The following is a 12,406-nucleotide window of genomic DNA, read 5'->3' on the forward strand; positions in this document are numbered from 1 at the left end:
AGGGCCGGGTGGCGTGATGGACGGTTGTTTGTTCTGCAAGATCGCGGCAGGTGAGATCCCGGCCACGCTCGTGCACGAGGATCCCCGCGCGCTCGCCTTTCGGGACATCAACCCCGTCGCGCCGACCCACGTGCTGGTCATCCCCCGCACGCACATCTCGACCATCAACGACGTCGAGCCCGAGCACGAGGCAGACATGGGGCACCTGTTTCGAGTGGCCGCGATCGTCGCCAAGAGCGAGGGCCTCGCCGAGAGTGGCTACCGCGTGGTGATGAACTGCGGCGCCGGCGCGGGTCAGAGTGTGTTCCACGTCCACCTGCACGTCATCGGCGGGCGCGCGCTGGGCTGGCCACCCTTCTCCAAGGTGTGAGGGATGCGGAAGATCCTCAGCTCGATGTGTGTGCTCGCGCTGTGTGGGCTGACCAACTCGGCGCAGGCGCTCGAGCGCTACGCGGTGGGAGTGTTTCATTTCAACATCCAGTACGTGGCCGGAGGCATGGCGGGCTTTTCATTCTTGCCCAACCCCGCTCTGGACCTGGACAACGACGCCATCGAGGATCTGATCGTCACCGAGAGTTTTGCCCCGGTCATCGACCTGTACGAGAAACATCCGACCTGGGGCGTCGACATCGAGCTGCAAGGGTATTTTCTCGACGTGCTCGCCGCGCGTCACCCGGGCGTGCTCACCAAGTTGCGCAAGCTGGCCGAGAGCGGCCAGATCGACGTCGTCAGCTTTCACTACTCGGATCAGCTCTTCACGGCGTACCCGGCGGAGGACTGGCGCCGCTCGCAGGCGCTCACCCAAGCGGCGTTCACCAAACACGGCGTACCCCTGTCGCGCACGGTGTTCTGTCAGGAAGGGCAGGCCGGCGAGGTGATGGCAGAGCGCATGGCGGAGCTCGGTTATCGCAACATGGTGTGGCCGAAGAACCTCTGGACCTATCAGCACGGCGACAACTCAGCCGAGCCACTCTACGCCTTCGGCGACATCTTCATGCTTCAAGGGGGCAAGGGGGCGACCTACCAACAGGGCAGCCTCGATCTCGGTCTGACCTGGACGTTCCTCGACGACGGTGAGCTGCTCGCAACCGGTGAGTTGAATCCGTACCTGCCCGACGTGTTCAAACACAAACCCGAGGCGGTGAAGAAGTACGAGGACGGGCTGCTCGCGCTCGAGGCTCAGGGCTATTCGATCGTGACCGTCGATCAATACGTGGACGCGGTGAAAGATCGAGTGCCACACACGAAGCCGCCGCCGCTGTTCGACGGAACCTGGCAGCCCAACAGCACCACGGGGGTGTTCCGCTGGCTGGGCGGGAAGGGCATCTGGGCCGGGGAACGTGACAACGAGGTGCGCACCCTCGGCGCGCTCGCGCACCGGGAGCTGGTTGCGGCCGAGACCGCGGCCGCCAAGTCCGAGATCGACGCGCGCACCGAGCTCGATGGGGCCTGGCGCTTGCTCGCGCTCGGTCAGGTCACCGATGCGTCGGGCATCAATCCCTTCCGCGGTGAGGTCGAGTACGGCATTGCCCACTGCACCGAGGCGCTGCGCGTGGCGCGTGACGTGATCCGCCGTGCCAAGGAGAAACTCGGGCAGGCCGCGATCAGCATCGATCCAGAGACGGGCAGCGTGACCCCGGGTCTTCTGCCCGAGCTCAGGGGTCAGTCCAGCGAGGCGGTCTTCACGCCAAAGATCGACGCGGGGGATCGCGAGGTGACCGTCGCCTGGGAGAGCATCGACGCTGGGCACCATCGTCTGGAGATCAGCTTCGGTGGGGGCACTTCCAGCAAGGCCGGTGTGGTCTTCCCGGGTGAGCTGGAAGACGAGCTCGTCACCACACGGGCGCTCGAGGACGGCAAGCTGGCCGTCTATCACCGCAGCGACTTCAGCTTCCCGAGCTTCGAGCTCGGGCTGCCGACCGGGCTCGTGAGCCTGGGCAAGGGACGCTTCTTGATCAAAGACCAAGCCCGCGTGCACCTGGCGGCGCAGATCACCCGCGAGAGCGGCGACGTCCTGATGCGCGACGAGACATTGACCGAGGATGAGGGAGCCACCTGGGTGTTCCACATCGTCGATGGCAGCGCGGAGCAGGCCCTCGCCATTGCACGCCAGGTGAACGTGACCCGGAGGCTCAACCGATGAAGCGCTGCCTTCTGCTGCTTCCGCTGCTCGCCCTCGCCGGCTGCGCCGACGGCGACGACGCGACGAAGGCTGAGGTCGAGGTGCTCGAGCTGGACCTCGACATTCGCGACCATGCCCAGGTTCGCATCGAGCGGCGCGGCAGCGCGCTCCAGGTGTCGCTCACTCCGACCCGCGCCTTTGGTGTGGCCGAAGACGGAGCCAAGCTGATGGGCAAGGGAACCCTCGAGCGTTTTCCGGAGGCGGACCTGCTGCTCTTCACCGCGCGCTTCTCGGGCGTCGCGGTCGCTGGCGGGCCCTGCGGCGACCAACCGGTGTCTCTGGCGCTCGCGCTCCACCGACGCGGGACCGCGCCGCGCGTCTCCGGCTCCCTCACCCCGTACTGCGGGAAGGACGTCTGGGCCGGCGTGCCGGCGCGGAATCCCCTTCGGCTCACCACCTCGGCGGCGCCGGTCGAGTGAAGCGCCGAAAAATCGGCGCCGCGAATTCAATTTCGCGTCGGTAGCCGGAGTTTCCTGCGCGCACCGCTCGAGATTTCGTGCGGACAGGCGCGCGAGTCGGCGCTAGAACGCCCGCATGGACATCCGCAGCATGCAGGAAGTCGACGTCGCAGGCGTCGCCCAGCTCTATCTCGCGGCCTACCACGCTCACTGGAACGCCGAGGGAGCCGAGAAGTACATCGGGAAGTTCTTCCGCTTCGAGCCCGGCTCGTGCTGGGTCGCCGTCGAAGAAGGGCGCCTGGCCGGTGGGATCCTCGCGTACTCGTTCGAACGCGAGGCAGGCGTCGTGCTCTACATCCAGGAGCTGATGGTGCACCCGGATTTCCAGAGCCGCGGCGTCGGCAAACAGCTCGTGAAGAAGGTGCGCGAGTCGCTCGAGAAGAGCCCGAGCCGCGTCAAGATCACGCCGCTGGTCAAAGCCGACACGACCGTCTTGAACTTCTACAACAGCCTGGGCTTCGACAAAGACAAGGTCACCAGCTTCTCACTCGACATCGAGTGAGACCGCCGGCTCAGACCTCGGTGTCGGGAGGCGGCGGACGGCTCGAGAGCGGGCGGCCGCGGGCGAACCACTGACCGTCGAGCTCCGGATCTTCTAGCGCCGGGGGCTGAGTGGAGTCGGGGGCCGGCTCGACGAACCAGGGATCTTCGAGCTCCGGTTTCACGCTCGGTTCGCTTGTCATGATGAGCGGTAGGTAGCTCCATTCGCACTCCGCATTCAAGGGCCTCGGTGGGCGCAGTTGCGCCTGATTTCGCAAGCGCGCGCGCTCACGAAAGATTTCGTCGCGCTCATACGCCGGCGTACACGGGTGCGAAGTACCCCGGACACGGGCCGCGCTCGCGCAAGCGTTTCCGGAAGCCAACGTGTCTCCGGCGTGCTCCTTCGACCAGCGGGTGCCAGACCTGGGCGGTGAGTCGACGTTCGATCACCCGCGGCCAGAGCGCGTTGCTGCGTTTGTACAGCGCGCTCATGGCGAGGTACGCCGGAATTTCGCTGCGGCGTTCGGGCCGCCGGCGCCAGATGCTGGCGGCGGAAAACAGCCGCGAATAGCACTCGGTGTAACCGCGGAACAGCTGCTCCGGGCTCATGTGGCGTGGCCGAAAGACGACGTGCGCGGTGTCGTAGCGCTCCCAGTCTTGGTGGAGGAGCCGGCCTTCGGCATTCAAACGCCGAAAGAGCGGGGTCCCCGGGTAGGGCGTCAAGATGTGAAACGTGGCGCATTCGAGCCGGGTTCGTTCGATGAAGGCTAGCGTTCGGTCGAATGTATCCGGCCGGTCGTGGTCGAACCCGAGCACGAAGCTGCCGTTCACGGCGATGCCGTTGTCGTGCAGGATCTGCACGCGGCGCGCGTAGTCCTCGGGGCGCGGGGTCTTCTTGCGGGCGTCGCTCAGGTTCTCGGCGGTGAGCGACTCGAACCCGACGAACACCGCGGTACAACCAGCGAGGGCCATTTGTCGGACCAGGTGCGGGTCGTCGGTCACGTCGATGCTGACGGCGGCGCTCCAGATCTTCTCGAGCGGCACGAGCGCCTGACACAGACGAGCCAGGTACTGTGGGTTCGAGCTCAAGTTGTTGTCGAGAAATACGGCGTAGGGTGTGCCCTCGGCGCGCCATTCGTCGGCGACCTGCGCCGGGTCACGCACCTGGGAGGGCAGGTGCAGGCCGTCGGTTGCCAGGTAACAGAACCCGCAGCGGTTGTGACAGCCGCGAGTGGCCATCAAGCTGGTCGAGGTCAAGAAGTGCGCCTTCGGGACCAGCGCGCGGCGCGGAGTCGGGTCGTTCCGAAACGGCGAGCTGAAGCTGCCGTGATAACGCGGCTGCAGCGAGCCGTTCTCGGCGTCCGCGAGGATGCGCGGCCAAATCTGTACACCCTCTCCGAGGGCCAGCGCATCGGCGTGCGGCGCTGCCTCATCGGGGCATGACAGGACATGCAGGCCCCCCAGCACGACTCGCGCACCGCGCTCGCGATAATATCGGGCAAGCTCGTAGGCTCGCTGCGCGAACGTGAGGTGCACGGTGATCCCGACCAGGCTCGGGAACGGAGCGAGAGGCGGGGGACCCTGCAACAGGTTCTCGTCGAAGTACTCGACGCTCCACGACGCGGGCGTAGCGGCTGCGACGCTGGTGAGGGCGAGGCTCGGGGTGAGGACGTGTTTGCCGAAGCTGGAGTGAGGATCCTTGCGATAGAAGGGGTTGATGAGGAGCGCGTGACGCGCCCTCGGTGCGCCGGGCGGACGCGGGTCGAGTCGTGGAGCGACCGCCATCTGGGGCGGCAAGGAGTTCGAGCCATTGGACATGTGCACCTCACCCGATTCAACGCGCGGTGTGTGCGCGGGGTGAGGAGCCCCGGTGGAGCGAGCGCGGTGATTGTGTGGGGCTCTAGCCTCGAGTTGGGGAGTCTAGGCTCAACCTGTGGGATTTCGCGCCGAAAAAAACCGATGCGAGGGCCTTCTTCCACGTCAAGACTACCCAAGTCGAGGCCAGGGAATGCCTCCTCAGCGGACGATGATCGCCGTGTCGCCGCGCTTGATGTCGAGGTGGAGATGGTTTCGGTGCGAGGCGTTGAAGCCCGGTGTTAGCAAATGATGGAACACACCGGCGCGGGTCAGCTCGCAGACGATGTTTCGGAGCGCGACTGTCCCGGGCGATGGTGACGCGGGTGTGCTGTCCGGTCCGCACGCCTTTTCGCCGACACCTCCGCCCCAATCACGCTCCACGCTGAGCTCATGCCCGTCTTTCAAGGTGAAACTCCACACGTCCATCGCCAGACCGTAGGCGTGCTGGCTCTTGGTGCGCCGGCCCGGCAGATGGGCGTTGGGCCGATAGAAGTTGTCCACGCGAACCGACACCACGTCGTGCTTGGCGAGCACCTCTGCCATGTCGTTGAGCGTCAGGAGCAGCCGGCAGTCGAGCACGCCTAGCGCGCTCTTTTTTCCTGGGGTCACGAAGCGCACGCCGTGCAGGGGCCCGGCGAGGCGCCGGGGGTTTGCGACTCCCGGCGTCGGACGTCCGGCCCCGGTCGCTGGCAAGTTCCGTCTCACGAGCTCCGCGTTGCAGGCCGCCGGCGACAGGTTCGCCCAGCGATGGGCTGGCGTCTTGGCGAACACCACCGCCCCGAGAAGCGGCTCCTGAAACTCGTGGTGCTCGGGTTCGGCTTCGGGTTCGGGCTCGGCGACTGCGGGCGGCTCATCGGCGTCGGCGGCAGCGCCCGTTGGCGCAGGTCCAGGCGGGCTCGGCTTGGAGGCACTCTGTGTGGAGTGTTCCATTTGCGACGGCGCGGTTGCCTGCCTCGGTTCACTCACTCTGCGTTCGGTGGGTCCCAGAGCTCGCAGCTCACCGCCCCCGCAGCTCAGGCCGCACACGCCCAGAATGGCCAGCACGCCACGCCGTCGTGATCGCATCGCGTGACCTCGCCCATTTGCATCGAGGTCGACCCTGCGCGGGGCTGCGTCGGTTCGAGGCGATCCGTCCGGTTGTCGCGGCGGCATTGCCGTCCAGCTCTAGCAACGCGCAGCGGGTTGCGCCACAAAGCGCGGGCAACCCTCCGGACGCGCCGGCGCGCCGTTCACAATCCGAGGGCCCTTGGCGGACGCCGGGCGCGAGATTGAATCAACCCATGCTCGGGGCTAGTGTCTCGGCATGGCGCGTATCAGTCGGGTCCCCTCGCTCTGCGGCAGCTTGGCACTGGCCTTCTTCGTCGCAGCGGGTTGTGGCGGAGACGATTCGTCCGGAGGCTCGAGCGCGCCGACACCCGGACAGCAGCTCTGCCTCGCCCTCGCGAACTACGTGAACGGCTGCGGCCAGGCGAGCGCGTGCGACAAGGCAATGGTGGCGGACTGCGCTGCGGTGGTGGATCTGCTGAGCGAGCCGTACCTGAATGCCGTGCGAGCCTGCGTCGAAGGCGGTGGCTCGCCCGCAGCTTGCATCGCGAGCTCGTTCTCGGGGCTGAAGCCGTCTGCGACGCAGATCGGATTCTCCAAGACGTTTTGCGGCGAGTGCGCCGGCGGACTCATTCCGGGTTGTGAGGGGTTGTTCTTCGATTCGTCCAGCAGCGTTCCCGACGAGCTGAAGCTCGCCGGCAAGTTGATCCTGCCCATGAGTGACAGCCTGGTTTCGCAGCTGGAGAGCGACTGTGCGAAGCAGAACCCGTTGACCTGCACCGCCAAGTTCTCGAGCTGTTTTCAGGAGGTCGTCGCAAAACGCGCTGTGCCCACCGACACGGCGACCTGTCTCGTGAACAGCCTGATCGACGGCGACACGAGCGGTGGAGGTTGTTCGGACGCCGGAAGCGGCGGGGCGGGTGGGAGCGGCGGTTCGGTCGCGACCGGCGGCGGCGGAACCAGCGCGACCGGCGGTGGCGGTTCAGGCGGACTCGGCGGCTCGGGCGGACTCGGCGGCTCGGGCGGACTCGGCGGTTCGGGTGGAACCAGCGGTTCGGGTGGAGCCAGTGGTTCGGGCGGAGCCGGTGGTTCGGGCGGAGCCGGTGGTTCGGGCGGAGCCGGCGGTTCCGGTGGAACCGGGGGCACCACCGTCTGCAACAAGTTCTTCGAGCCGAACGAGACCACGGCCACGGCCTCGGATCTCGGCCCGATGTCCGATTGCGCTGCGGACAAGATGGTGAGCGCTGCCCTCGAAGGGAGCGGCGACATCGACGTCTTCAAGTTCGCCGGGACCGACGGCCTGTGTGTGGTCAATGCGGGCGCGACGACCACCGCCAAGGTCAATCTGTGTATGTTCGCGACCTGCCCGGGGCTGACACTCAGCTGCACCAAGGGCACCCCGACCACGTTCGATGGCTTCAAGGGCTGTTGTGCCTCGGGGGGTGGCACCGTCGACTTGAGCTTGGACTGCACCGGCATCAATGATGACGCCACCGTTTACCTGCGCGTGGACGGCGCGGCGGGTAGCGAGTGTGTCCCCTACAGCGTCAGTTATCACTACTGACGGCAGTGCCGCCGGGCGATACGAGCTCAATACACGTCCGTGCAGACGCCTTGGGTCCCACTTGGCGAGCCCTCACACGTGGCGGACTTCGGCGGAGCGCACTTGCAGAAAATGGTCGAGCCGCAGCCGAGGCCTTGGTACTTGTCCGCGAGCTCGCTCAGCTTTTGCGCCGGCACGGCCTGGGACGCGTTGACGAAGGTCGTGCACCCGCAGCCGAGATCACGCTTCGCCTCCAGTGTGCAGCCCGGCGAGGCCGCAGCCGGGTTGCAGCTCCTCGCCGTCTCCAAGAGTTGGGCGTGCTCGGCTTCCAGCGCGGCGCAGGCGGAGTCTCCACCTGCTCCACCGGTCCCGCCGCCCTCGCCCCCGCCGCCACACGCCGAGATCCAGATCCCGAGCAGCATCCCCATCGTCCGCCCGCACATTTCGGTCGCGAGCATGCCACAAACGCAGCGTGACGAGCGGACCCTCGCCCGAGGGCGCCGACGCGCGCCGCTCATTGCGTGGCGTCGGGGGTCGTGGTACCCGATGCAGACCGACAAGCCCCATCGTGGGGTGGTGACCTCGGTCATCAAGGGAAGCCGGTGTAAATCCGGCACGGAGCCGCCGCTGTAACTCGGGAAGGTCCGGTCATCGAAGCCACTGGCAAATTGCTGGGAAGGCGACCGGGCTAAACGGGAAGTCAGAAGACCTGCTCGTCGGGACCTCGGAAGCGCCGCCCCTAGGGCGTCGTGAGATCCGGGGAGGCTGATTCACCGAATGGGCGCGCGCCTCGCCCGGAGGTCTCGATGACAGGTCGGAAATGGGTGCGAGCCAGCTTGCTCGCGATGGGGATCACGGGATGCGGCGGCGGGCCGGCTGACGACACACCGAGCAGTGGGGGTGTGGGTGGCGGCGGTTACGGCAGCGCCAGCTCGAGCGGAGGACAAGCCGGCGCAGGAGCGACTGGTGGATCGGGCGGCGGTACGGCCGGCGCGTCGAGCAGTGGCGGTGCATCGGGGGCCTGTTCACGGTTCGTGGTGAGCACCGTCGAGCACGCGTTTGGTCCGGGACAGAACACCGGACAAACGCTGTTTCCATCGCCAATCTTGGGCCCACCGAAGGGCGGCGGTGCCGAGCAAGGCTCCATGGATGTGGTGTCCCTCGGCAACGGCGGTCACGTGACGGTCGCGTTCGGCACCACGCGGATCGTCGATGCACCGGGTCCGGACTTCATCGTGTTCGAGAATGCGTTCTTCGCCGGCGGTGATCCGGCGGCACCCTTCGCGGAGCTCGGGACGGTGGAGGTCAGCGCCGATGGCGAAAGCTTCACTGCCTTTCCATGCACTGCCCTCACGGCTCCTTATGGCAGCTGCGCCGGCTGGCATCCGGTCTTTGCCAACGCCGAGGACAACGAGGTCGATCCCCTCGACCCGGCGGTCGCGGGCGGGGACGCCTTCGACCTCGCGGACCTCGGCATGACCGAAGCCCGCTTCGTTCGCATCACCGATCGAGCGGACCAAGAGGGCATGAACGGTGTCTTCGATCTGGACGCTGTGGGTGTCGTGCACGCGTCGTGTCCGTGAGCTCTCGCGCCGTTCACATTGGTTTGTCGCTTGGGCTCGTTGCCTTCGCCCGGGTCGCCGAGGCCCAGGCGCCGGCCGTGCCGATCGAGGTCGTGGTGCACGACGACCGCCTCGATGGTTCGTCGCGCCAGGAGCCCAGCGCGGCAGCCAGCGTCATTCGCCGCAAGGAGCTTCAGCGACCTGGCGCGGATCTCGGCGACGTGTTGTCCCAGGTCCCGGGCACGCTGGTGCAAAGGACCGGCAGCGACTCCGATCTGTCGACGGCCTCGGTTCGTGGTGCAACCAGCGCGCAGACTCCGGTCTACCTGGCGGGGATCCGCCTGAACGACGACGTCAGCGGCGTGGCCGACCTGTCGCAGGTTCCGCTCTGGATGTTGGACCGAGTCGAGGTGTTTCGTGGCACCGCACCGGAGGTCGCGGACCGTATGGGCATCGGCGGGGCCGTCCTGCTCGAGCCGCGCTTGCCCCGGAGGAGCACACTCGGCGCCGGCTTCGGGCTCGGCAGCTTCGGGGAACGGAGTGTGTTTTGTGGGGGCGCCAGCGTTGGTGAAAAGTCCGGCGCGCTCGTGGGTGTGCGCTTCGCCCGCGCCGACAACGACTATGAGTACGTCGACGACGCGGGCACGACCGAGACCGCGGCCGATGATCGCGTGGTGCGCCGCCCGAACGCCGACGCGTCCGGCTACGACGCCTGGGCGATCGGGCGCACCGAGCTGGGTCGCGGCGTGCGAGTCACGACACTGCTGAACTCGTTCCGGCGGGAGCAGGGCGTCACCGGACTCGGCGTGATCCCCGCCGAGCGCGCCCGCGCGCGGGTCGAACGCACGCTCGTCGGGGTGCGTTCGGCCTTGCCGTGCCCGGGGTCGTCTGCCGAACGCGAGACCTGTCGTCTGGAGCTCTCGACCAGCGCGCTCACGGCGCTGCACCGAATTGCGGATCCCCGAGGAGAGCTCGCCGTTGGTTCCTCGGAGGTAACGAGCCGTGGCTCGCGAGTTGCACAGGGCGCACATATCGGCTGGCGTTTGACCGATGCTTTCAAGTTGGGCTTCGGCGGGCAGCAGGAGCTCGAGCTCTTGTCCATCGATCGCCGCGCCGCGACTGGGCTGAGGGCGCGGCGTGACGTCTCGCGGGTGGACGTGAGCGCGCGCTTGGCTCCGACTTCCGCGCTCTCGCTCGCTGCCGTCGCTGCGCTCGAACGCCACGCGACCGCGGGAGCCGGAGAGGTTGGTGTCGAATACGCGCCCGCGGGCCGCGTCGGCGCCGAGCTGTCCTTGTGGGAAGACCTGGCGCTGCTCGCGAACTTCGGTCGCTACGTGCGTCCGCCGACCCTCGGAGAGCTCTACGGTACGAGCGCCGTGGTGCTGGGGGAGCCGGCGCTCCGCCCCGAGTCCGGGTTCTCCGTCGACGCGGGCTTGCGCGGCGCGAAGCGGGGTGAAGCGCTCTCGGTCTTCGGCGACGCGTTTGCGTTCGCGCGCTATGCGGATGACCTGGTCGCCTATCGGCGCTCGAGCCTTGGCGTGGTGCGCCCGTACAACGTCGCCTCGGCCCGAGTGCTGGGCCTCGAGGTCTCGGCTGCGGCCCGCGCGTTCGATCACGCCCGCCTGGATCTGGCGCTCACCTTCTCCGATCCTCGCGACGTGAGCGCCGGGCGACAGCTGAAGAACGACCTGCTGCCGTTTCAGTCGCGCTTCGTCGGCTTCGCCCGCCTGGAGCTGTTCGACGAGCACCGCCGCGGCGCCCTCGACCGTGTCGCGCTGGGTTTGAGCGCACGCCATCGCGCTTCCAGGGTCGCCGATCCTGCGGGCCTCGTGGTCATCAACCCCGACTTTGCCATTGGTACCGACGCCTCGGTGAAACTCCTGGAAGAGCGCCTGGCGCTGCGTATTGCCGCCGAGAACATCCTGAACCGCGAGCAGTACGACACCATCGGCATGCCGCTCCCACGGCGCAGTTACCACGCGAGCGCGGAGCTCTGGTGGTAGCGCTCGGGGGCGCGTAGCTTCGGACACAAAGCGCCGCGGCTCACATCTCGTGACGGCTGACCGCGACGCCGTGCGGGGCGAGGGCGCGACAAAACTCCTCTGCACCAAAGGCTTGATCCGTCGACACGACTCCGGTGCTCAGCGGGTCCCGTTCGCACAGGAACTTCGCACCCACGGCCGCGATCACCCCCGTGATGCCGTAGGGATCCGTGCCAGTCAGCAGCACCCCGCGCGTCGCAACGTCACTCCGACCGCGGGCGAGCACCTTGAATCCGGTCTTTTCTCGCACTGCGTCGCTCGGGCCCTCGGGTCCCGCCTGGATCACGCGGCGGACCGGCTCGAGCACACCGAGCTTCGACAGACCGCGGAGCAACGGTCGCGCGCTCCACCCGGCCATCAGCGGCAACATGACCCGCGCGGGTCCGGCCAAGCTGGTGGTCACGTTGAGCACGTCGGGGTGAGAGTGCACGAGGTGCAGAGCTTCGCCACCCGGGAATGGCGCGGCCGGCTCCCGCTTGCCGGTGTCGGGCCAGGTGACCCACTCGGGCATTGGGTTTGGTCCTCGTTCCACCAGGCGCCCGTGCTTGCGAACCATCGCCGGCGCGACCAGCTGGTGCAGCGCCGACTGCTGCGTGCCGCGTGTGGCGGAGAAGCCGTAGACACGGTTGAAGACGTCGACGGTGTGGATCGCAGGATCCCAGCTCGAAACCAGCGCCGCCGCGCAGTACCCGAGGGCGAACTCGAAGGCCTGAGCGTTCACGACCACCACTTGTTTGTCGCGAGCGGAGCCATGATAGCGCTCGAGGATGCGCGCCATGTACTCCTGCTCGCCGGTCGTATCCAGGAAGTGGGCGCGCGCGGCCAGCGCTGCCCGCACCACGGGCTCGCCGTAACTCGAGAACGGTCCGGCGGTGCTGACCACGACGTGGGCACCTTCCACGAGTGGTCCGAGCGTGGCCGGAGCGAGCGCGTCGGCCACACGAAACGGCAGGCCACCATGGCTCTCCGAGAGCTCCCGCAGGCGTTCCTCGCTGCGGCCGCCGAGCACGACGTTCACTCCACCCGCTCGAACCAGCGACGCCACGACGAGGCGACCAGTGAAACCGGTAGCGCCGAACACGACGACAGTCTTCATGGGGGTCATCCTGGCCGCTGCCCGAGCCGCCCTCACTCAGCGTCGCTCGTAGATGAGGGGTGTGTCGGGCGGTGGGCGATTCTGCCTTGGGTCCTCCTCGGAGTCGAGGGGGCGAAGGCCGCGATCGCGTTCGACAACCCGC

12 protein-coding genes and 1 riboswitch are annotated in these 12,406 nt (G+C 67.5%); of the genes, 7 read left to right on the forward strand and 5 right to left on the reverse strand.

From position 1 onward, the window contains the following. Positions 1-16: 16 nt before the first annotated feature. The 4 genes from IPI67_10565 (at position 17) to IPI67_10580 (ending at position 3,142) form a co-directional block, all read left to right on the forward strand. Complete coding sequence (locus IPI67_10565; GenBank protein ID MBK7580635.1) at positions 17-370, forward strand: histidine triad nucleotide-binding protein; 354 nt, start codon at positions 17-19, stop codon at positions 368-370. Between the two features lie 3 nt (positions 371-373). Next, positions 374-2,143, forward strand: a complete 1,770-nt coding sequence (locus IPI67_10570) for a hypothetical protein (protein MBK7580636.1) — start codon at positions 374-376, stop codon at positions 2,141-2,143. Further along, complete coding sequence (locus IPI67_10575) at positions 2,140-2,601, forward strand: hypothetical protein (GenBank protein ID MBK7580637.1); 462 nt, start codon at positions 2,140-2,142, stop codon at positions 2,599-2,601. Before IPI67_10570 ends, IPI67_10575 begins: the two co-directional genes overlap by 4 nt. Positions 2,602-2,716: 115 nt before the next feature. After that, complete coding sequence (locus IPI67_10580) at positions 2,717-3,142, forward strand: GNAT family N-acetyltransferase (GenBank protein ID MBK7580638.1); 426 nt, start codon at positions 2,717-2,719, stop codon at positions 3,140-3,142. A 10-nt stretch (positions 3,143-3,152) separates the two neighbouring features. On the opposite strand, the gene IPI67_10585 is transcribed toward IPI67_10580, so the two are convergent. The 3 genes from IPI67_10585 to IPI67_10595 form a co-directional block, all read right to left on the reverse strand. Then, positions 3,153-3,323 carry a hypothetical protein gene (locus IPI67_10585; GenBank protein ID MBK7580639.1) on the reverse strand — a complete coding sequence of 57 codons (171 nt, stop codon included), beginning with the start codon at positions 3,321-3,323 and terminating at the stop codon, positions 3,153-3,155. A gap of 106 nt (positions 3,324-3,429) precedes the next feature. After that, entirely contained in the window at positions 3,430-4,938 is a 1,509-nt protein-coding gene (locus tag IPI67_10590) for a B12-binding domain-containing radical SAM protein (GenBank protein MBK7580640.1), read from the reverse strand. Positions 4,939-5,136: 198 nt separating this feature from the next. Continuing rightward, entirely contained in the window at positions 5,137-6,042 is a 906-nt protein-coding gene (locus IPI67_10595; GenBank protein MBK7580641.1) for an extensin family protein, read from the reverse strand. Positions 6,043-6,280: 238 nt separating this feature from the next. On the opposite strand from IPI67_10595, the gene IPI67_10600 reads away from it, so the two are divergent. Further along, entirely contained in the window at positions 6,281-7,585 is a 1,305-nt protein-coding gene (locus IPI67_10600; protein ID MBK7580642.1) for a hypothetical protein, read from the forward strand. Positions 7,586-7,611: 26 nt separating this feature from the next. Here the strand turns inward: IPI67_10600 and IPI67_10605 are convergent, their stop codons facing one another. Further along, positions 7,612-8,022 (reverse strand): hypothetical protein, encoded by a 411-nt coding sequence (locus tag IPI67_10605; protein MBK7580643.1) that lies wholly within the window; start codon positions 8,020-8,022, stop codon positions 7,612-7,614. A gap of 99 nt (positions 8,023-8,121) precedes the next feature. Beyond that, a riboswitch (cobalamin riboswitch) is annotated at positions 8,122-8,297 on the forward strand. Positions 8,298-8,598: 301 nt separating this feature from the next. On the opposite strand from IPI67_10605, the gene IPI67_10610 reads away from it, so the two are divergent. Together IPI67_10610 and IPI67_10615 are read left to right on the forward strand one after the other, a co-directional pair. Next, on the forward strand, positions 8,599-9,147 hold the full coding sequence (locus tag IPI67_10610) for a hypothetical protein (protein MBK7580644.1): 549 nt from the start codon (positions 8,599-8,601) through the stop codon (positions 9,145-9,147). Continuing rightward, complete coding sequence (locus tag IPI67_10615) at positions 9,138-11,129, forward strand: TonB-dependent receptor (protein ID MBK7580645.1); 1,992 nt, start codon at positions 9,138-9,140, stop codon at positions 11,127-11,129. The genes IPI67_10610 and IPI67_10615 overlap by 10 nt, the downstream gene beginning before the upstream one ends. A 40-nt stretch (positions 11,130-11,169) precedes the next feature. On the opposite strand, the gene IPI67_10620 is transcribed toward IPI67_10615, so the two are convergent. Further along, the gene (locus IPI67_10620; GenBank protein ID MBK7580646.1) at positions 11,170-12,264 is read right to left on the reverse strand and encodes a saccharopine dehydrogenase NADP-binding domain-containing protein; all 1,095 of its coding nucleotides are present in this window, start codon (positions 12,262-12,264) and stop codon (positions 11,170-11,172) included. Between the last annotated feature and the right edge of the window lie 142 nt (positions 12,265-12,406).

This window comes from Myxococcales bacterium (assembly GCA_016706225.1).
Taxonomy (GTDB): Bacteria; Myxococcota_A; Polyangia; order Polyangiales; family Polyangiaceae; genus JADJKB01.